The organism is Paraburkholderia sp. Ac-20340 (genome assembly GCF_017104965.1).
Classification (GTDB): domain Bacteria; phylum Pseudomonadota; class Gammaproteobacteria; order Burkholderiales; family Burkholderiaceae; genus Paraburkholderia.
Genome location: NZ_JAAGPR010000001.1, coordinates 61014 through 79978, shown reverse-complemented (window position 1 = coordinate 79978; position 18965 = coordinate 61014). Strand labels below are relative to the sequence as shown.

Below are 18965 nucleotides of genomic sequence, written 5' to 3'. Positions count from 1 at the left end.
TTTCGGGATGCTTTCAATTGCCGGCTCTATCCGCTGAAACGGCCCATGGCCAAATCGCTTTAAAAGGAATGAACCCCATGTTTGCTTATGTCGGCTCGCGTACCACGCGAGAACGCAACGCCCGCGGAGATGGCATCAGCGTGTATCGCGTTGATACCCAGACCGGCGCACTCACGCTCGTCCAGCTCGTGAAGGATCTCGTCAACCCATCGTTCCTTGCGCTCTCGCGCGATGGTGAGCGGCTTTACACGGTGCACGGGGACCTGAGCGACATCAGCGCGTTCAAGGTCGACAGGGCCACCGGCAAGTTGACGTTTCTGAACCGGCAGAGCACCGAGGGCAAAAACCCGGTGCATCTGGCGATCGATCCGAGCGGGCGCTACGTGGTGGTGTCGAATCACATTGGCGCGAGTCTCGCCGTACTGCCGATTGCCGCCGACGGCTCGCTCCAGCCGCTCACACAACTTGTCAAGCTCGATGGCCCGATTGGCCCACACCGCATCGAGCAAAAGCAGGCGAAACCGCACTTCAACCCGTTCGATCCGGCCGGGCGCTTCGTGATCGTCCCCGACAAGGGACTCGACCGCACATTCTCGTTCCGCTTCGAGAACGGCACGCTCACGCCTGCGGCGCAACCCTTCGTAGAGTCCCGCGAAGGCGCTGGGCCGCGCCACATCGCGTTCCACCCCAGTGGTGCATACGCGTGGGTTATCAACGAACTCGATTCGACGGTGACCTCGTACCGTTATGACGTGACGACGGGCGCACTCACGCCACTGCAGGTGCTCTCCAGCCTGCCTGACACGTATACAGGCAACAGTCGTGCATCGGAAATCGAGGTGGATCGCAGTGGCCGCTTCGTCTACGCCTCGAATCGCGGCGACGACAGTATCGCGGTCTTCAGCATCGATCCCGCAAACGGACATCTGCGTTTCGTGAACGCCGAACCTTCGCTAGGCAAAACACCCCGCTTCATGACAAGCACACCGGACGGCCGTTTCATGTACGCGCTCAACGAGGACAGCGACACCATCGTTGCCTTCGAGATCGACTCGCATACCGGTCGCCTCGCGCCTACCGGTTTCGTCGAAAAATCGGGCAGTCCAGTATGCATGGTGTTCTCAAACACGCAGGCCTGATCAGACGCCCCTAACGTCATTCCGCTTTTCAGAGGCACGCGGCGGGTAATCCCCGCCGCTGGAGACATATGCATTCCCCCATTGCTACCCTCGACGAACGCGCCGTCGTGCGCAAGATCGCCTGGCGCATCATCCCGTTCGTGTTCGTGCTGTACATCATTTCCTACCTCGACCGCGCCAATATCGGCTATGCGGCGCTTCAGATGAACCGGGAGCTGGCACTGAGCAGCGAGGCGTTCGGCTTCGTTTCGGGCATTTTCTTTATCGGCTATTTTTTGTTCGAAGTCCCAAGCAATTTCATGCTCTCGAAGTTTGGTGCGCGTGTCTGGATTGCACGGATTCTCGTGACATGGGGCGCGATCTCGGTCGTCTCTGCCTTCGTGCATACCGCTACGCAGCTTTATATCGTGCGCTTTCTGCTGGGCGTTGCCGAAGCGGGCTTTTTCCCTGGCATCATCGTCTATCTGACCTACTGGTTCCGTGCCAGGGAACTGGCCACCACGGTTGCGCTGTTTACAGCCGCGATTCCAGTTTCGTATATCGTGGGCGCGCCCCTGAGCACGTGGATCATGGATCACGTGCACTGGTTCGAATGGAGCGGCTGGCGCTGGATGCTGGTGCTGGAGGGCGCACCGGCTGTCATCGGCGGCATTGTCTGCTTCCTGTTCCTTAGCGACCGGCCGGCCGACGCGAAATGGCTCACACCCGCCGAGCGTGAATGGCTGCAAGGCCAACTTGCCGCCGACGCCCGCGCGCGGCCCAACGCGCGACACTTCGGTTCGCTCAAGGCAATGGCTAACCCCAAAGTGCTGTATCTCGCGTTCATTTACTTTGTGTACCAGTGCGGCAGCCTCGGGGTGGGTTACTGGATGCCCCAGATCATCAAGGGATTTTCGAGCGCGCTCACGCATACCCAGATTGGCCTGATTGCGATGGTGCCGTATATCTTCGCGACGATCGTCATGGTCCTGTGGTCCAGACATTCCGACCACCGCAACGAACGACGCCTGCATTCGGCGGTACCGCTGGGCGTTGCTGCACTGGCATTGCTTGGGGCGGGTGTTTCGACCAACCCTTATGTGTCGATCTCGATGATCAGCCTGAGCCTCGCTGGTCTCTACGCATTCAAATCCCCATTCTGGGCGCTCCCGACCCTGTTCCTTTCGCGCTCGACAGCGGCCATTTCCATCGCCGTAATCAACTCGATCGGTAACCTCGGCGGCTTCGTGGGGCCATTCGCGATCGGCTATATCAAGGGCTCTGGCGCGAGCGCCACGCCAGGTCTTTTGTTTCTCGCTGGCCTGCTCGTGCTCGCCTTCCTGATGACGTTTTTCCTGCGTCTGTCTGAACAGGCCGATGGGGCCGATCCGGTGGCATCGGGTCAACAGGCAAATCGCTAGACTGCATCGACGGCGCTTCGTATAGAAGCGCCGATAAAACAACCTATATCCCGGAGACATCGCAAATGAAGAAGTCAGTTAATTATTTTGGCATCCTTACAATTAGCATGATGTATTCGACTGCGAGCCATGCTCAAAGCAACGTCACGTTGTACGGCGTGATCGACAGCGGCGTCAACTACACGAATAATATCCAGAAGGGTAAAACCGCCAACGGTTTTACCGGAGGTCATCAGATTGCCATGATTGAAGGTGGCTCGGCTGGCCTGCAAGGCAGCCGCTGGGGCATCACGGGATCGGAAGACCTGGGCAATGGCATGAAGGCGATATTTCTCCTGGAAAACGGCTTCTACAGCAACAATGGTGCCCTCAACCAGGGCGGCGCAATGTTCGGACGCCAGACCTGGGTCGGTATCAAAAGTGATCTCGGCACTGTAACGCTTGGGCGCCAATACGATCCCGTAGTGGATCTGTTCCGCTCATACCTCGCGTCGCCACAATGGGGCGGTTATATGACGGCGCACCCCGGCGACCTCGATAACGCCCAGAACACCCGACGCATCAACAATTCGATCAAGTTCCGCAGCGGCACCTGGAACGGACTTACCGTTGAAGCGATTCTGGGTCTTGGCGGCGTTGCCGGTTCCTTTGCACAGAACTCGATCTGGGGCGCAGGCGCGTCGTACGCTGCCGGGCCATTTTCCGCGGGCGCGGCTTACCTCAATATCAGCAACCCGAATCTCTCGTTTTTCGGTGCGAATCCGAATGCCGGGTCTGCTACGAGCAACAACCTGGGCAGCTTCGGTAGCGCAACCACTCCTGAATCGAATCCGGTCTTCGCGGGCTACGCATCGGCAAACCGTCTGGAGATCGCCGCGGCCGGTGTTGGTTTGACGCTTGGCGCACTGAATACGAACATTGCGTATTCGAATACGCGCTTCGACAAACTGGGTTCTGCTGCTGGTCCGAATCCACTGCACTACGCGGGCACGGCCGCCTTCAACAACATCGAAGTGAACCTGCAATACCAGATCACACCATCCCTGCTCGCGGGCACTGCATACGACTACACGCGCAACGGTGGCGCGGGCGGCAAGGAAGGCGCCAACTACCATCTCTTTAGCGCCGGACTCGACTGGTTCCTGTCGAAGCGAACGGATCTGTACACGATCGCCGTCTACGAAAAAGCGAGCGGCGTCGACTCGACGGGCGGCAGTCCCGTTGCACAAATAACCGGCCTCACGCCCTCATCGACCGATAAGCAGGTCGCGTTGCGTGTGGGCATGCGGCACAAGTTTTGAGCGCCTGTGATGCAGTAATGCGCTTGACAATGACCACTTCCGCGAATGCCACACCCAACAATCAACGCCCCCAACGAGAGCTAAACTCCCGTTTCACTTGCAACGACAAATGCCGATGGCGAACATCCAAACTGCTTTTTGAAAGACGTGGCATACGCGCTGTGGCTCTCATAGCCGCTACTCAAAGCGACCCGGGTGATCGGCGTTCCCTGTAGCAGCATCGCCAGCGAAGACATCAGGCGCATCTGCTGACGCCATTTTCCGAATGTCACACCGGTGCTTCGCTGAAAGCGGCGATGAAATGTCTTCGTGCTCATAGCAAGCTGAGCCGCCCAAATCTCGGCCGTAGTCGGGTCGCCTGGATCGTGAGCTAGCGCCTGGCAAACCTGCTGCATTTCGGCATCCACAGGCCAGGGCAAATGAAAGGGAAGACGCGGCTGGGAACGCAATTCCTCTACAAGTAAATCACCCAGCAGCGCGCTGCGTCTCGATTGCGTGTGCTGATCCTCAAGATGCGTGACGGCGTTGATCAATTCCCGCAGCAATGGCGAAACATGGAGGACACCCTCCTCGAAGGGCAGATCCCGTGCAACGTCTTCGCGAATATAGATGCCCTGCGCCTGAACCGAAGCCGGCATGATCAGCCGATGAGGCGTCTCGGGTCGCAGCCAGACTGCCGCCGTTGGCGGTACCAGCCAACGGCCCGTTGCCGCTTCGATTCGCAGAACGCCTTCGGCGGCATAGATCAGGTGCCCGCGGCGATGCCGGTGCTCCGGCACGACCTGCCCCGCCTCGTAGCGCGCAACGATACCCACCACGGCCAAGGCAGAGGCTTCGAGATCGGTCAGATCTAGCAGTTTGCGGTCTGTCGTCGCGGCAGTCGCAACCATGGTGTCCATCCAAGTAAAAAGACTGTCCATTTTTATGTAGATGGACGAAGCAGGTCAACCGTATAGTGAGGCCGACACCGCTGCTTTGCTCGATCTATTCATGCGCACCGCTTCTTCCGCCTCGCGACTGCTACTAGCCCTGCCTCCCGGTCGGGGTCGGTACGCGTTCGCGCGCGTCACGATCCAACCTGATTCCCCCTGACCCCGACCTCAGTCAGCCTCCTTTGAGCAGGGGAATCAGAACATCGTTGATTCCCTTTTCGAGGTCGTAATGCTGACAATGCCTTCCACAAAATATCGCGCGTATCCGGTCGTCGAGATGCCGGATCGCCAGTGGCCATCGCGAACGTTGAACGAAGCGCCGATCTGGTTATCCACGGATCTGCGCGACGGAAATCAGGCGCTCTTTGAACCGATGAACAGGGAGCGCAAGCTTCGGCTGTTTCATGAGCTGGTGCGTATCGGGTTCAAGGAGATCGAAGTGGGCTTCCCTTCCGCGTCCCGGACCGACTTCGAGATCGTGCGCCATCTCATCGATGCCGACCTGATACCTGCAGACGTGACGCCCATGGTCATCACGCAATTACGTGATGATCTGATCGCGGAAACGGTGCGCAGCGTACAGGGTGCGCGGCGTGTCATCGTGCATTTCTACAACGCCATCGCACCAGCATGGCGCGAGATTGTGTTCGGTCTGAGCGTGCCGCAGATAATCGACATGGTTGAGCATCACATCGGCTTGCTCAAGCAACTCACGGCACGACATCCCGAAACGGAATGGGTGCTTCAGTATTCTCCCGAAACTTTCTGTATGGCGGAACTCGATGTTTCGCTCTCGGTGTGCAATGCGGCGATCCGGGCGTGGGATGCAGGCCCGCAACGGCCCATGATCATCAACCTGCCTACGACGGTCGAGGTCTCCACGCCCAATGTCTTCGCCGATCAGATCGAATGGATGCACCGTCGTCTGGAGCGCCGTGAACACATTGTTCTGTCCGTACACCCGCATAACGATCGCGGCACCGGCGTGGCCTGTGCCGAGCAGGCATTGCTTGCGGGCGCACAACGGGTCGAGGGCTGCCTGTTCGGCAATGGCGAACGCAGTGGCAATCTGGATGTCGTGACGCTCGCGCTGAATCTGTACACGCAGGGCATCGCACCGGGTCTGGACTTCTCCGATATCGCTGGCGTGGCGCGCATTGCCGAAGAATGCACGGCGTTGCCCATTCACCCGCGTCATCCTTACGTCGGCGATCTGGTCTTTACCGCATTTTCCGGCTCACATCAGGACGCCATTGCCAAAGGTTTTGCCGCGCAGGACGCCCATGCATTGTGGCGAGTTCCTTACCTTCCCATCGACCCCCATGATATTGGGCGAACCTATGACAGCATCGTGCGTGTCAATAGTCAGTCCGGGAAAGGCGGAATTGCGTTTCTTCTCCAGCGGGATCACGGGGTGGTCATGCCGCGCCGGATGCAAATCGAATTCAGTGCGATCGTGCAGGCGCTTGCGGATGCCAGCGAGACGGAATTGAGCAGCGAACAGATCTGGGCCACCTTCGCGCAAACCTACTTTTCCGAGAATCAGGAAGGCGCTCGTCTCACCTACCGGCGACATCGCTTATTTGACGCGCCCGAAGGTCAGGCTATCGAACTGGAACTGGCGACGCCGGATGGCGCCGTTAAGACCTTGCGCGGTGCGGGGAATGGCCCCATTGCCGCAACCGTCGCAGCGCTGGGCTTGCCATTGCGGATCGATAGTTATGAGGAGCGTAGTCTTGGCGGCGGTGCGCAAGCATCGGCAATGGCCATTGTGGAAACGGCATGGTCGGGTTTGCCAGGCACACGCTTCGGTGTGGGTATCCACCCGAACATTGTGACCGCATCGATTCTGGCCGTTTTGAGCGCTGCCGCCCGATTTTCCGTAGCGGAAACATCCATCGTTGAATAGCTATACTGAGCAGCGGCGCGAGCGCTATCGACTGTAACACCGCTGACCTTTTATGCCGAATCGGCAACGTTTCTCGTTGCCGTCAACGCATCCATTTTCGGCGTTCGTATCGAGCTTGTATGTTTGAGTCTAACCATCGCTGGAGTGTGCTCAGATGATCACGATCATTACGTCGTTTCAGTTCCCTACGCCCGTTACCCGCGATGAAGCACGACGCCTTTTCCTCAAGGCAGCACCGAAGTATCGGGAAGTGGCGGGGCTTTTGCGCAAATACTATGTTCTGTCCGAGGACGGAACCGCAGGTGGTGGCGTCTATCTCTGGAATTCCCGTGCGGAAGCTGAAGCAATGTACACAGAGAGCTGGAAGGCGTTGGCGCGGGAAACGTATGGCGCGGATCCTTCCGTCACGTACTTTGAAAGCCCCGTCGTGGTTGATAACGTTATGGACGAAATTTTGTCTGACGAGTAGTTCAAACATTGACATTGCTGATGCTCGCCTCAGCGATGCAAGCGCATGCCTTCGAGAGAATACATTTACGTCCGCCGTGTATCGGCCCAGTTCGCTTTCCCACGCAAAAAACCCGGAGCCTTTGAATGGAAAGTCGACACTTCAAAGCCATCATGTTCGACTTCGATCTGACGCTGGCCGACTCGTCCACGGGAATCGTGGAATGTACGCGCTACGCGTTACGGACAATGGGCGTCACGGAAGTCGAGTATGCGAATATCCACTCGGTGATTGGCCTATCCTTGCAGGCGATGTTTCAAACGTTGACCGGCAATGGAGAAATCGAACGCGCAGAAGAATTTGCACGTCTGTTTGTCGAGCGAGCCGATGAAGTCATGGTGCCATCGACAAAAATCTATCGTGAAGTTCCTGGATTGTTTGAGAAATTACGGGGCCACGGCATCAAAGTGGCGATCGTGTCGAATAAATTTCGCTATCGCATTGAGTCGATCCTGGATGCCGCGCGGTTGCGGCCGCTTGTTGACGTGATCGTAGGCGGAGAGGACGTGCATCGCCACAAACCGCACCCCGACGCGATTGCGCTGGCATTGACCCATCTTCGCGTGCCTGCCGCGTCGGCTATGTATGTGGGTGACCATGCTGTCGATGCGGATGCTGCGCGGGCCGCTGGTGTGAGTTTTATCGGCGTATTAAGCGGCGCGATGTCGGGCGAACAGTGGTCCGCCAGAGGCGAACGTTGTGTAAAGGAACATATCGGAGAAGTGGCGCAACTGGTGCACACAACAGAAGGTATCAGGGTTTGAGTCGCTGGTGTCTCGCCACAAAACCGTGTGTCTTTGCACCCCACGCAACCGCAAGGCCGAGCAGCAACATGCCGAACGTCACCCACGGAATCACGTCTATCCCAACCGTGGCGAGCAGTACCCCACCCAGCGCACCGCTCCCCGCGTAGCTAAGGTTGAATACGGTAACCAGCATTGCTTGCGCGACATCGGCCGAATCTCCGGCTGCGTCGGCGAGTGCGGTCTGCAGCAGAGTCGGCTGACCGCCGAAGCAAAATCCCCACGCAGTGACACCGAAACTGATTGCGACCGCAGAGCTTCCGCAAAGGCCGAACATCAATGCGACTGCGGCGAAGGTGCCGATTCCGATGAGCACCAGCGCGCGCAACCACCGATCGACGAGCACACCGACAACGCCGATGCCGATCAAGGAGGCGACGCCAAACAACAGCAGAATCGTGTCGAGCCGAACGCCTGGCACGCGCGACGCGAGAAACGGCGCAATGTATGTGAAGAGGATGTAGTGCGGCAGTATCCACATCATTAACACGAACAGGACAGGACGCACGCCTGGGATGCGTAGCGTCCGGCGAAGCTGCAGCGCTTGCCGGTCGTTCTGCCCGCTGAACTCCGGCAAGGTCCTGCGTGACCACGCCATCAGTACGACACTCGCAGCGGCCATGCTAGCGAAGATGATGCGCCAGCCAACCCGCGGCCCGAGAAACGCACTCAGCGGCACACCCAACGAAAGCGCGAAAGGTATGCCCATCATGGCGATCGCCAGCGCGCGCCCCTGCTGCTCCGGCGTGACCATGCGCCGCGCGTAGGTTGCGAGCAGACTCCATGCGAGGCCGGTCGCAAGCCCGACGGTAAGGCGCGCTATCAATGTCAGCGCGAACGAAGTCGATACAGCAGTGATCGCATTGCAAACGAAAAATCCCGCGAGTACGAGCATCAGCACGCGCCGTCGCGGCCAGCTGCGCAAAGCGGCACTGAGCGGAATCGCAGCCAGCCCGGAGCCGAGCGCACACGCCGTAACGAGTTGCCCCGCCCACGCCTCTGTCACGCCAAAACCTTCAGCAAGTTGCGGAAGCAAGCCGGCGGGCACGCTTTCGTTGGCAGTCGCAATCGCACTGGCTGCCGTTAATGCAAGCAAGCCAGCGAGCGGTAAGGCACCGGCGGATTCAAGGGAAGTGTTGGCTAACGCAGGACGGGTATCGACAGGATTCATTGGATTCACTATGGCCTCAAAGAACGATCTCAGAGGCACGTAGGATGCTGGAATCTGCTAGATTTGATAATTGGTCTTGTTTTTGAAATATATTCAAATCCAGATTAAATATGGCAACGGATCGACTCGGTGACTTGCAGCTCTTTGTGGAAGCGTCGACGCTTGGCAGTCTCTCGGCAGCGGGACGCAAGCTCGGCCTGTCGCCCGCCGCAGCAAGTGCGCGTCTGGGCAAACTGGAGACCGTGCTGCGGACCAGACTATTCGACCGCACAACGCGGCAATTGCGTCTTACCGACGAGGGCCGCGTCTACCTCCACCATTGCCAGATCGCATTGCAGGCACTCGCCGATGCTGAAACGGCAATCGAAGTCGGTCGAACGTCCGTGCAGGGGAAACTGCGCATCTCGGCGTCGACCGACTTCGGGCGCAATCTGCTCAGCGACTGGCTGGATGAGTTCACGCATACGCATCCACAAGTCCGGATAGCACTGACCTTGACCGACTCCCTGTCCAACCTGGTTCAAGACGATATTGATTTGGCGATCCGCTTCGGCGCCCCGGATACGTCGTCTGGCCTGATCACGCGCCGGCTTGCGCCGAATTGGCGCGTCCTGTGCGCGTCGCCCGACTACCTTGCGCGCAACGGTGAGCCGAGCACACCCGACGATCTTTCGGGACACGAGTTTGTTGTGCTCGTCACCAACAACGGGCCGCTCAACGAATTCCACTTCGCTCGCGGTGAGCAGCGGTGGACACACTCGGTCGAAATGGATCGCGCGTGGGAAACCAACGACGGCGCTCTCGTACGTCGCTGGGCGCTGGCCGGGCATGGCATTACGCGCAAGACCATTTGGGACGCTGCTGCCGACTTGCGCGAAGGATCGCTCAAGGTTCTACTGCCCGACTTTATTCTTCCCGAACAGGGCGTCTATGCGGTTCTGCATCGTACGCGCTACACGGTGCCCCGAGTGCGGCTATTGATCGACTTTCTAATTGAGCGATTTGCTCAAGCCAGTGCCGAATTTGCGGGCAGCTTTAGCACGGCTTGAATCCGCAGCGGGCGAGTCAATTTCCATGACCTATCTTCGCCCCTTGCAGAAAGTGTGAGTCGGTAGCCACCTCGAACTCGGATGACCTATCGCGTTGCATAGCGTCGGGTTGCGGTATCAAAGCACCGAGATCGACAAACTCCGCCATCTTCCGGTTGCCTGCATCGCCGGGATGCAAATGATCGCCGGAATCGTAACGCTCAGCCAATCGCTGCGGATGAACGGGGTCGCGCAAAGCTGCATCAAAATCGATCACCGCATCGAATACGCCGCTATGACGAATCCAGTCGTTCACGCGCTGGCGCAGGGCGTCCTTATCGGCGTCGTAGTAGTTGTCCAGCGGCGTGCCTGGCAGTGCTCCTTCGAACGGCGTGAGCGTTGCGCCGATCACACGAAGACCGCGTCGATGCGCCTGCTCGATCAACTGCCGATACCCCGCGGTCAGATCGTCCAGTGATGGCCGGCGCGCCGTCCGCGCGAAGGCGGTGCCAGGCCAGGCAATATCGTTGATGCCCAGCATCACGATGACGCTGCCTACCCCAGGTTGCGTCAGGACATCCCGATCCAGCCGCGCCAGAGCGCTGACGCCCATGCCATCGGAAAGCAGTCGAGCACCGGAAATGCCGGCGTTGACAACAGCAACACCGTCAGGCGCCAGACGAGCGGCAAGGAAATCGGGCCAGCGACTATCCTGGTTCAGGCTAGCCGCCGCGCCATCGGTGATCGAATCGCCGATCACAACCACTGCGCGGGCAGCACTCTCCGTTTCGACGTCGATTCCTGTCAGTAGCAGCCGAGCCGTGGTGCTCTGCATGACGCCGCCTGCCTTCGTCAGCGCCAGGGCCGAACTCTGGTCTCCCGGCACGATCCAGGCGCTCTGCCGGCCGTCCCAGTGGAACGTAGTCATCGGCGTTGTATCCGGGAGATAAATGCTCACGGTCACCTGCGCCAACGCGGACACCGGCAACGCCACAGGGTCGCTGACTAACGAGGCGCCTGGCGCGATGCTCGCCATTTCCCGGCCGCCGAACGTCACCGGCCGCGCGCTGCTGTCCGTCACGCCATCCTGCTGCCCGGCCCTCGCGACCGTGGCCTTACCGACGGTCACCGGCTGACTGCCATAGGCGTTGCTGAGCACGATGCGCAAGCGTCGACCACCCACGCTGATGCGCGCCACCTGACGCACGGTCTGGTCCCGCAATACCTGCGGGACATTGGCAGGAAACAGGAAATCCGATCCCCAGACAGGCTGCGGACTGGCTTGCCAGGTTGCAACCCACGTCGATGAATGCGCTTGCGCAGGCGTGGTAATCGAAGCACCGCTAGCCGCCAGCGCCACGACCAGTGCAGCCGAAGCCTTGGCGCGCGATTTTTTGAGTATCGTCATGTCAGTGAATTCAATAGCAATGTGTCGACTAATGATGAATTCAAAGAACAGACTGGCATAGACTAGCCAGAGGACAAGGATCTGTGAATTCAATTCACTGAGGGAATGCGATGGCTCGTCTGGACATCAACCGATCTGGCGAACTGGAAGTGTTCGTGCGCGTCATCGAATCGGGCGGCTTCTCCGCCGCCGCACGGGCTTGCGGTATGACGCCCTCCGCCGTCAGCAAGCTGATCGCGCGTCTGGAGCAACGCCTGGGCACGCGCCTCGTGAACCGCTCCACCCGTCAATTGCAACTCACGCCCGAGGGCTGCGCGTTCTATGAACGCGGCGTGCGCATCCTGGCCGACCTGGCAGAAGCCGAGCGCTGTGCGAGCGATCACACTGCTCCTCACGGCCGCCTGCGCGTGAATGCCAACGTGCCTTTCGGCCATCACTTCCTGCTGCCGCTGGCACCGAAATTCCTGGAGATGCATCCCGACGTGACGCTCGACATCGTGCTGACCGACGAAGTCATCGACATCCTCGAGCAGCGTACCGACGTCGCCGTTCGCGCCGGGCCGCTCAAGAGTTCGAACCTCGTCGCGCGCAAGTTGGGCGACACTCGCATGCTGATCGTCGGCGCTCCGGGCTATCTCAAGCGCCACGGTATGCCTGTTACACCGGAGCAATTGCTCTCACACAATCGCCTGGGCGCAAACTATGTGCGAGCCAGTTCGGGATGGCCGCTGAGGCATGAAGGAAAGGACATCCAGGTGCCCGTAACCGGGAACGCGCAAGCCAGCGATGGCGAAGCGTTACGTCGACTGGCTCTGGCCGGTCTGGGCCTCGCTCGTGTGGCGGCGTTTCAGGTACAGCGCGATATTGCTGACGGAACGCTGCTGCCGGTTCTTGAAGACTGCAATCCAGGCGACGTTGAGGATATTCATGCGGTCTATGTCGGCCAGGGTGGTTATATGCCGTTGCGCGTGCGTGCGTTTCTGGATTTTCTGGTGGAGCACGTGGACACCCATGCAAGTTTGCAGGCTCTGCAGTCATTCACTTGATGCGTGAGCTTCGGCAGTGCCTGTCGATCCCGCCGATACACAATACGGACAAGGCCGTGGTTTCGGCGAGTAAGCCTCCAACACCTGCACCAACGCCCCGCTGGCCAGATCATTCGCCACCAGCACTTCCGGCTGTAGCAGCAATCCTGCGCCTGCGATGGCGGCCAGGTGAAGTTGCCTCCCTCCACCACGGCAATAAAGGTTTTCATGCCACGCAGTTTGTCCGTATCACTAACTGTGAGTTAGTAGTGTCAAAAATTTGAGCATATTTATTCAAGATTCGGTTCGGTAAAGAATGGTGACCTCGACCCTGAACTCACAGAAGGAGCGTTCCATGAAAATCGTCTTGATCGGCGCCAGCGGGGACGTAGGTCGTCCCGTAGCGGACGAACTTGCGCGTAGTGGCAAACACGAAATCATCCGCGTTGGACGTAGCCGGGGGGACCAGACGGTTGATATCCGCAGTGATGAAAGCGTCGCTGCGCTGTTCGAGACCGTTGGAAAAATCGACGCCATTATTGTTGCCGCGGGCAACGTTATTCTGGCTCCAGTCGAGACGATGACCGTCGCCGACTTCAACAAAGGCTTGCAGGACAAACTGATCAGTCAGGTGCGAGTCGCACTCGTTGGTTTGCACTACCTGAACGACAAGGGGTCGATCACGCTTACGTCGGGTATTGCAGTCGATGATCCGATTGCACAAGGCTCCAATGCCGCAGCCTCAAATGCTGCGATTGAAGGGTTCGTGCGCGCCGCCGCCTGCGATCTTCCACGGGGTATTCGGATCAATGCCGTCAGCCCCACCGTACTGACTGAATCTATGGAGCGGTTCGGTCCGTACTTTCCTGGTTACGAAAGCGTACCGGCGATACGTGTGGCAATGGCCTATCGACGGAGCGTAGAGGGCGTGCATAGCGGCCGCGTATATCGGGTTGGCCATTGACGTGAGTGACTCGCAGCGCTTTGTGATTCACCTGATGTCGCGAGCGCTGCCATGAACTGTCACTCCGCGACTCGACGCGCGAGTGCCGATCGGGCTTCCTGGCGACGCAGCAGTGGCGATCGTGGCTTGCGTAACGGCCGGGGCCGCCACAAACTCTGCCGACCAGGCGCGAAGGCGGACTGGCTGCTGAAACGGCTGCACTACTCCGCTAACGGCCATTGCTCGTGCACAGCAAACAACAGCTGAGATGAGGCGCCAACAGCCTCTCGTATCGACCAACCCCAGAAACAACAGGGCAAGTCAGCCCTTCCCTGGCGAATATCGAAGCGCCTCTACGAGAAGAGCGAACGCAGGCGTAGGCTGACGGCGACTCGGATAATAAAGGTGATATCCCGAGAAAGGCTCGCACCAGTCTTCCAGGACGCGCAGCAACCGTCCGTCTGCAAGGTACGGAGCCATTTGCCCTTCCGTTAGATAGGCAAGCCCACGCCCTTCGAGCGCTGCATGCAAAATCAGGCTGCTGCTGTTGAACACGAGTTGGCCGTCCACTCTGACGTTGAGTTTTCTCCCGCGCTTCTCGAACTCCCACGGATACAGGCCGCCGTGACTGGACAGCCGAAGATTGATGCAGCTGTGTGCCGTGAGATCCTGTGGCTTGCGTGGCGCCTTGCGCTTCGAAAAGTATTCCGGTGAGCCGACCACCGCCATCCGCGTCGGCGGTCCAATCCGCACAGCAATCATGTCTTTTGCAATGGTTTCCCCCGGACGGACACCGGCATCGAAGCGATCTCTCACGATGTCCGTCAACCCATAGTCCGTGAGCACTTCGACCTTGATATCCGGATACTCGTCGACCAGCTTCGCGATGGCGGGCCACAGCACCGCTTCAGCTGCGTATTCGGTGGCCGTGAGGCGGATAACCCCAGAGGGCTTGTCGCGCAGTCCACTCAGCACCATCAACTCACGCTGGATTTCCTCGATCCGCGGACCAATCGACGCCATCAGACGCTCACCGGCTTCGGTGGGGACGACGCTGCGGGTTGTACGCGTGAGCAGACGAAGCCCTAGCTGCGCTTCCAGCGCGCGGACCGTCTGACTTAACGCCGACTGGGAAACACCAAGCCGTTTGCCAGCACGCGTGAAGTTTCTCTCCTGCGCGACGACCATAAAGGCCGCCAGATCATTGAGGTTGTCACCGGCCATTGAGAAGTTCCGCTTATAGGTCCAATCTCATTCTAGCAGCTAGTTTCTTACTGCTACGTCGCTTACATTGCATGCATGGACGCTTCACCATTCGTCACGCGAAAGACAGCGTACCCATCGCGCCTCGCGCAGCTGATTTCCCACTCCAGTAATCCGGGTTGCCGCCTTCATCCGGTTCGCCCGTCATCGAGGTCATTCATGAAACATGCATTTGCGGCGGCCGCGTCCGCGGCCAGTATTGCGTCGACTGCAGCAATGGGCAGCGGGATTGAAATTCGCAATGCCGCCGAAGTTGCCGTCGTGGCCGGCAAACCGGACAACTTCACGGGCAACGCAGGTGTCAGGCCGCTTCTGCCGCCAAACGACTCCACGCGCGCCAGCGTGGGACTGGTGGATTTCGCGCCGGGCGCGCGCACGACATGGCACAGCCACCCAGCGGGTCAATTGTTGATCGTGACTGCGGGTATGGGCTGGATACAGGAGGCAAACAAGGAGCGTCGCGTCATCGAATCCGGAGACGTCGTCTGGATCCCCGCCGATGTAAAGCACTGGCACGGCGCGACCGATACGACCGCGATGAGCCATGTCGCTCTGACTTATTGGGCGGACGGCAAAAACGTGGACTGGCTCGAGGCTGTTTCCGATGCCCAGTATCGATAGTTGTCGCGGTGGATTGAGCGTCTGGAAAAGCGAATTCCGATCGCAAAGTTGCCAAATTTAAAGGAGTTGAATCATGTCATCAGGAATCGAAAACAAAGTCGTCGTCATCACCGGCGCAAGTAGCGGACTGGGCGCGGAAACCGCCCGTCATCTCTCGAAAGCAGGCGCACATGTCGTGCTTGGCGCCCGCCGCCTTGAGCGCCTCGAATCGCTGGCACGCGAACTCAATCTCCCCCCTGACGCCATTCAGAAAACCGACGTCACTGACCGCAACCAGGTGAAGTCGCTCGTCGATCGCGCAGTTGCGCTCCATGGCCGCGTCGATGTGCTGCTGAACAACGCCGGGCTGATGCCCAGTTCCATGCTCGACAAGCTGAAGATCGACGAATGGGACCGAATGATCGACGTGAACATCAAGGGCGTTCTCTATGGAATCGCAGCGGCGCTGCCACACATGCAGAAGCAAATGTCCGGTCAGATTATCAACGTCTCCTCGGTCGCAGGTCACAAGGTGGGTCCGGGAGGTTCGGTTTATGCGGGTACCAAATGGGCAGTACGAGCAATTTCTGAAGGACTGCGACAGGAAGTCAAACCCTGGAATATCCGCACGACCATTGTGTCGCCGGGCGCGGTCGCGACCGAACTCACCGACACCATTACCGACAGCGACGTCGCTGCCAATATGGCCAGGACTTATGAGAAGGCCATTTCGCCCAGTTCGTTTGCGCGCGTCGTCGAGTTTGCCATCAGCCAACCGGACGACGTCGATATCAATGAAGTGCTCTTCAGGCCCACCAGTCAGGCATCTTGATGAAATCGGGCAGCCTTCGCGGCTTGGCCCGACCTTTGTTCAACCCATGGAGATTCAAGCAATGCCACATGTCATTGTAAAAGCATGGCCCGGAAGGACCGAAGCGCAAAAGCACAAACTGGCGGATGCGATTACCCGTGAAGTGATGGCGATCCTCGGTTACGGAGAGGAGTCGGTTTCGGTCGCATTTGAAGAGATTGAAGCAAATCGATGGAAGGACGATGTGTATGTTCCCGACATTCAGAAACGTCCTGAGATTTTGATAAAGAAACCGGGTTACCGGATGTAAAGGCGCAATTCAATGTCTTATTTACCCTCCGTGAAGAAGGCGGACGGCTCCGTTCTGGTGACGCTACTCCCCATCATGGCCGCCGTGCTCGTCGGCTTCACGATTATCGGCGTCGCACTTCCAGTGCTCCCGCTACATGTCCATCGCGACCTTGGGTTCAATACGTTTGTCGTGGGGCTTGTGGCGGGCGCACAGTTTGCAGCGTCACTGGTCTCACGCATCTGGTCTGGAGCCTACTCGGATCGGCATGGTCCCAAACGAGCCGTCGTAGCCGGACTGATTGGCGCCATTGCGGCAGGGTTGCTTTATCTGCTATCGCTGGCATTCGTGAGGCTACCCGTTCTCTCCGTCGTCATTCTGATTGCCGGGCGTGCCGTCCTTGGTGCAGCGGAGAGTTTCATCATCACAGGCGCGGTTTCATGGGGACTTGGGCTCGTGAACAGGGAGCACGCAGGAAAGGTCATCGCCTGGATTGGCACGGCCATGTTCGCGTCGATGGCATTTGGCGGCCCGGTTGGAACGATGCTCTACTCGTGTGCTGGCTTTATCGCCATTGCGTTGATGACAGCCCTACTGCCGCTGGTCGTTCTGCTATATCTCGTCAACATGCCCGCCGTGCATCCACATCCACACGCAGAGCGTGCTTCGATGAAGTCCGTCCTCCGTGCGGTCTGGTTACCCGGCGTGGCGGCAGCGCTGGCGAGCATAGGGTACTGCGCGATCCTCGCCTTTAGCTCCCTGCTCTATATTGACAGGCACTGGCATCCGGTCTGGATGGCGTTCACGTGCTTCGGCTTCGCGTTGATTCTTGCGCGCACAGTAGCAGGCCATCTGCCGGACCGCTTCGGTGCTGCGAAGGTCGCTCTGGCGTTCGTGGTCGTTCAGGCCGCGGGGCTGGTATGGATAGGGTTCGCCAACACGGCGCTCATCGCATCGGTAGGCGCATTCATTTCGGGCCTTGGCTATTCGCTTGTCTATCCGGCGCTAGGTGTGGAAGCGGTCAGGGCAACGCCACAGAACAACCGTGGGCTGGCGATGGGCGTCTACACGGCTTTCCTTGACGTCGCAATGGCCGTCGGCAGCCCACTGCTGGGCTGTCTGGGCGGACTTGTCGGTCTGGGCGGAGTATTTCTGGCGAGTGCCGCGGTTGTCGCCTGCACTGCAGGCATCGCAGGACGATTGGTTTGCAGACGGTAGCGCTCGCGCTCATTTTTCTGCTGCAAATTGCGTTTCGACGCTCGGTTTGATGGAAGGTAAGCACCGCTCCGTGTAAATGGGATAGATCCACAGTCGGCCAGGAACAGCCATTACGGAAAGTGGGGATGGCCACGTTTAAATGTCCGCTGCGCTCCTTACAACGGGCATTCATTTGCCAGCGATGCTTGGCGCCCTTTGATCGGCGTCTAGAACCCGCAGGGATTTGGTCGGAATCTCTGCAACGCCCCCCTTGGCGGATTTTGACCAGAATGCGGCTCCTTGAGGTACATCGCATTGATTGTCGGGCAATGTGCATCGACGTACGCGGAGATGCCTTCCAAATCTGCCTGGCTGATTGAGGGACCACCATGTGCGACGCAGTAGTCATGCTGTTCTTCTGCAACGCATACCTGGTGCCCCCAAAGCGCCCGCTGAAATCGAAATCCGTCTTCTTGCGATTGTTGAATCTCCGCCTGTACGGCGCACGGCGAATTTGAGCGAAACGTGAACGTGAGCCTGGTCCCGATGTCATCGTTGGTTCGGCCCGAATAGCCGACGAATGAAGTCATCACGGGAATGCCCATGCCGCCACCCGCAGGATGCGCAGCGGGCAACGCGCGATAGACATCCGATTGCGTGATACACGCGTACGCCGGCAACGAAGTAAATTGCAGATGGGCTTCCGTACCGTCTTGTATCAAGTACCGGTCTGTGCATCGAATCGTGTGGTCAACGGTATATCGGATCGACGGTGGACTAACTGCGAGTGCTTGTGCGGTGGTCCACTTGCTTTCGCCGAAATTGGTGCTTCTGTACCAGCTTCGCTCATCCGCAGTAACTGTCGTTTTCGTTTCTTGTTTCGGATCCGAATACGTGCGGCACTCCGCCGGTAACGGTATCGCATCGGACGTCTGAGCACGATAACCGATGTCGAGCACGTGCATTGTGGCACTGACGTCAAACATTGCACCAGCATCCGCGACAGCGGCCAGTCGCTGCACGAATCGGTCAACCATCAATATTCTTTTTCCGCCGGAGGCCTCCGGAGAAGGATCCGCGCTGCTCGCCGAACTCGGCTTCAGGGGGGGAATTTCTGCTCGGGGATGGGAGTCTCCCGTAATGCCAGAACATGCCGCAAGTAGTATTGCCGCTGTAACGATCAATACGGAAAATCGCATAGACAGGACCAAGCAAACTAGGTCAGGCGATCATATCAG

At 58.7% G+C, this 18965-nt stretch carries 18 protein-coding genes and 1 pseudogene; 13 read left to right on the top strand and 6 right to left on the bottom strand.

Annotated elements, in window-relative coordinates; translation table 11 throughout:
• Nucleotides 1-77: 77 nt before the first annotated feature.
• The 3 genes from G3N59_RS00360 (at nucleotide 78) to G3N59_RS00350 (ending at nucleotide 3840) form a co-directional block, all read left to right on the top strand.
• Nucleotides 78-1139 carry a lactonase family protein gene (locus G3N59_RS00360; RefSeq protein WP_241023133.1) on the top strand — a complete coding sequence of 354 codons (1062 nt, stop codon included), beginning with the start codon at nucleotides 78-80 and terminating at the stop codon, nucleotides 1137-1139.
• 68 nt (nucleotides 1140-1207) lie between these two features.
• Nucleotides 1208-2539, top strand: a complete 1332-nt coding sequence (locus tag G3N59_RS00355) for an MFS transporter (RefSeq protein ID WP_205980487.1) — start codon at nucleotides 1208-1210, stop codon at nucleotides 2537-2539.
• A 65-nt stretch (nucleotides 2540-2604) separates the two neighbouring features.
• Entirely contained in the window at nucleotides 2605-3840 is a 1236-nt protein-coding gene (locus tag G3N59_RS00350; protein ID WP_205980486.1) for a porin, read from the top strand.
• An 80-nt stretch (nucleotides 3841-3920) separates the two neighbouring features.
• Here the strand turns inward: G3N59_RS00350 and G3N59_RS00345 are convergent, their stop codons facing one another.
• Nucleotides 3921-4730, bottom strand: a complete 810-nt coding sequence (locus tag G3N59_RS00345) for a helix-turn-helix transcriptional regulator (RefSeq protein WP_205980485.1) — start codon at nucleotides 4728-4730, stop codon at nucleotides 3921-3923.
• A gap of 271 nt (nucleotides 4731-5001) precedes the next feature.
• Here G3N59_RS00345 and G3N59_RS00340 point away from each other — a divergent pair, with 271 nt between their 5' ends.
• From G3N59_RS00340 to G3N59_RS00330, 3 genes are all read left to right on the top strand, one after another.
• The gene (locus G3N59_RS00340) at nucleotides 5002-6681 is read left to right on the top strand and encodes a 2-isopropylmalate synthase (protein WP_205980484.1); all 1680 of its coding nucleotides are present in this window, start codon (nucleotides 5002-5004) and stop codon (nucleotides 6679-6681) included.
• Nucleotides 6682-6835: 154 nt separating this feature from the next.
• Nucleotides 6836-7150, top strand: coding sequence for a YdhR family protein (locus tag G3N59_RS00335; protein ID WP_205980483.1), 315 nt, complete (start codon nucleotides 6836-6838; stop codon nucleotides 7148-7150).
• 125 nt (nucleotides 7151-7275) lie between these two features.
• Nucleotides 7276-7953 (top strand): HAD-IA family hydrolase, encoded by a 678-nt coding sequence (locus tag G3N59_RS00330; RefSeq protein WP_205980482.1) that lies wholly within the window; start codon nucleotides 7276-7278, stop codon nucleotides 7951-7953.
• Here the strand turns inward: G3N59_RS00330 and G3N59_RS00325 are convergent.
• The gene (locus G3N59_RS00325) at nucleotides 7943-9163 is read right to left on the bottom strand and encodes an MFS transporter (protein ID WP_205980481.1); all 1221 of its coding nucleotides are present in this window, start codon (nucleotides 9161-9163) and stop codon (nucleotides 7943-7945) included. The genes G3N59_RS00330 and G3N59_RS00325 overlap by 11 nt on opposite strands.
• A gap of 110 nt (nucleotides 9164-9273) precedes the next feature.
• Between G3N59_RS00325 and G3N59_RS00320 the strand changes: the two genes are divergently transcribed.
• Nucleotides 9274-10212, top strand: a complete 939-nt coding sequence (locus tag G3N59_RS00320) for a LysR family transcriptional regulator (protein WP_205980480.1) — start codon at nucleotides 9274-9276, stop codon at nucleotides 10210-10212.
• Between the two features lie 16 nt (nucleotides 10213-10228).
• Here G3N59_RS00320 and G3N59_RS00315 read toward each other — a convergent pair whose 3' ends face one another.
• The gene (locus G3N59_RS00315; protein ID WP_205981047.1) at nucleotides 10229-11599 is read right to left on the bottom strand and encodes an SGNH/GDSL hydrolase family protein; all 1371 of its coding nucleotides are present in this window, start codon (nucleotides 11597-11599) and stop codon (nucleotides 10229-10231) included.
• Between the two features lie 110 nt (nucleotides 11600-11709).
• On the opposite strand from G3N59_RS00315, the gene G3N59_RS00310 reads away from it, so the two are divergent.
• Nucleotides 11710-12645, top strand: coding sequence for a LysR family transcriptional regulator (locus G3N59_RS00310; RefSeq protein WP_205980479.1), 936 nt, complete (start codon nucleotides 11710-11712; stop codon nucleotides 12643-12645).
• Here G3N59_RS00310 and G3N59_RS36855 read toward each other — a convergent pair.
• Nucleotides 12552-12813: pseudogene (locus G3N59_RS36855) on the bottom strand (LysR substrate-binding domain-containing protein); the annotation flags it as partial. The gene G3N59_RS00310 and the pseudogene G3N59_RS36855 sit on opposite strands and share 94 nt — an antisense overlap.
• Nucleotides 12814-12979: 166 nt before the next feature.
• Here G3N59_RS36855 and G3N59_RS00300 point away from each other — a divergent pair.
• A complete protein-coding gene (locus G3N59_RS00300) occupies nucleotides 12980-13588 on the top strand; it encodes a short chain dehydrogenase (protein ID WP_205980478.1) in 609 nt (202 codons plus the stop codon).
• A 300-nt stretch (nucleotides 13589-13888) separates the two neighbouring features.
• On the opposite strand, the gene G3N59_RS00295 is transcribed toward G3N59_RS00300, so the two are convergent.
• On the bottom strand, nucleotides 13889-14791 hold the full coding sequence (locus tag G3N59_RS00295) for a LysR family transcriptional regulator (RefSeq protein WP_205980477.1): 903 nt from the start codon (nucleotides 14789-14791) through the stop codon (nucleotides 13889-13891).
• 198 nt (nucleotides 14792-14989) lie between these two features.
• Here G3N59_RS00295 and G3N59_RS00290 point away from each other — a divergent pair, with 198 nt between their 5' ends.
• From G3N59_RS00290 to G3N59_RS00275, 4 genes are all read left to right on the top strand, one after another.
• A complete protein-coding gene (locus G3N59_RS00290; protein ID WP_241023103.1) occupies nucleotides 14990-15451 on the top strand; it encodes a cupin domain-containing protein in 462 nt (153 codons plus the stop codon).
• 73 nt (nucleotides 15452-15524) lie between these two features.
• Nucleotides 15525-16262, top strand: a complete 738-nt coding sequence (locus G3N59_RS00285) for an SDR family oxidoreductase (protein WP_205980476.1) — start codon at nucleotides 15525-15527, stop codon at nucleotides 16260-16262.
• Nucleotides 16263-16323: 61 nt separating this feature from the next.
• Nucleotides 16324-16551 carry a tautomerase family protein gene (locus G3N59_RS00280; protein ID WP_205980475.1) on the top strand — a complete coding sequence of 76 codons (228 nt, stop codon included), beginning with the start codon at nucleotides 16324-16326 and terminating at the stop codon, nucleotides 16549-16551.
• A gap of 12 nt (nucleotides 16552-16563) precedes the next feature.
• A complete protein-coding gene (locus G3N59_RS00275) occupies nucleotides 16564-17748 on the top strand; it encodes an arabinose transporter (RefSeq protein WP_205980474.1) in 1185 nt (394 codons plus the stop codon).
• 206 nt (nucleotides 17749-17954) lie between these two features.
• On the opposite strand, the gene G3N59_RS00270 is transcribed toward G3N59_RS00275, so the two are convergent.
• Nucleotides 17955-18764 (bottom strand): hypothetical protein, encoded by an 810-nt coding sequence (locus G3N59_RS00270; protein ID WP_205980473.1) that lies wholly within the window; start codon nucleotides 18762-18764, stop codon nucleotides 17955-17957.
• Nucleotides 18765-18965 lie beyond the last annotated feature (201 nt).

Coding starts and splice junctions, on each gene's coding strand:
- G3N59_RS00295 (WP_205980477.1), bottom strand. CDS start 14,791: ATGGCCGGTGACAACCTCAATGATCTGGCGGCCTTTATGGTCGTCGCG.
- G3N59_RS00325 (WP_205980481.1), bottom strand. CDS start 9,163: ATGAATCCTGTCGATACCCGTCCTGCGTTAGCCAACACTTCCCTTGAA.
- G3N59_RS00345 (WP_205980485.1), bottom strand. CDS start 4,730: ATGGTTGCGACTGCCGCGACGACAGACCGCAAACTGCTAGATCTGACC.
- G3N59_RS00310 (WP_205980479.1), top strand. CDS start 11,710: ATGGCTCGTCTGGACATCAACCGATCTGGCGAACTGGAAGTGTTCGTG.
- G3N59_RS00330 (WP_205980482.1), top strand. CDS start 7,276: ATGGAAAGTCGACACTTCAAAGCCATCATGTTCGACTTCGATCTGACG.
- G3N59_RS00355 (WP_205980487.1), top strand. CDS start 1,208: ATGCATTCCCCCATTGCTACCCTCGACGAACGCGCCGTCGTGCGCAAG.
- G3N59_RS00360 (WP_241023133.1), top strand. CDS start 78: ATGTTTGCTTATGTCGGCTCGCGTACCACGCGAGAACGCAACGCCCGC.
- G3N59_RS00335 (WP_205980483.1), top strand. CDS start 6,836: ATGATCACGATCATTACGTCGTTTCAGTTCCCTACGCCCGTTACCCGC.
- G3N59_RS00340 (WP_205980484.1), top strand. CDS start 5,002: ATGCTGACAATGCCTTCCACAAAATATCGCGCGTATCCGGTCGTCGAG.
- G3N59_RS00280 (WP_205980475.1), top strand. CDS start 16,324: ATGCCACATGTCATTGTAAAAGCATGGCCCGGAAGGACCGAAGCGCAA.
- G3N59_RS00315 (WP_205981047.1), bottom strand. CDS start 11,599: ATGACGATACTCAAAAAATCGCGCGCCAAGGCTTCGGCTGCACTGGTC.
- G3N59_RS00350 (WP_205980486.1), top strand. CDS start 2,605: ATGAAGAAGTCAGTTAATTATTTTGGCATCCTTACAATTAGCATGATG.
- G3N59_RS00285 (WP_205980476.1), top strand. CDS start 15,525: ATGTCATCAGGAATCGAAAACAAAGTCGTCGTCATCACCGGCGCAAGT.
- G3N59_RS00320 (WP_205980480.1), top strand. CDS start 9,274: ATGGCAACGGATCGACTCGGTGACTTGCAGCTCTTTGTGGAAGCGTCG.
- G3N59_RS00290 (WP_241023103.1), top strand. CDS start 14,990: ATGAAACATGCATTTGCGGCGGCCGCGTCCGCGGCCAGTATTGCGTCG.
- G3N59_RS00300 (WP_205980478.1), top strand. CDS start 12,980: ATGAAAATCGTCTTGATCGGCGCCAGCGGGGACGTAGGTCGTCCCGTA.
- G3N59_RS00270 (WP_205980473.1), bottom strand. CDS start 18,764: ATGGTTGACCGATTCGTGCAGCGACTGGCCGCTGTCGCGGATGCTGGT.
- G3N59_RS00275 (WP_205980474.1), top strand. CDS start 16,564: ATGTCTTATTTACCCTCCGTGAAGAAGGCGGACGGCTCCGTTCTGGTG.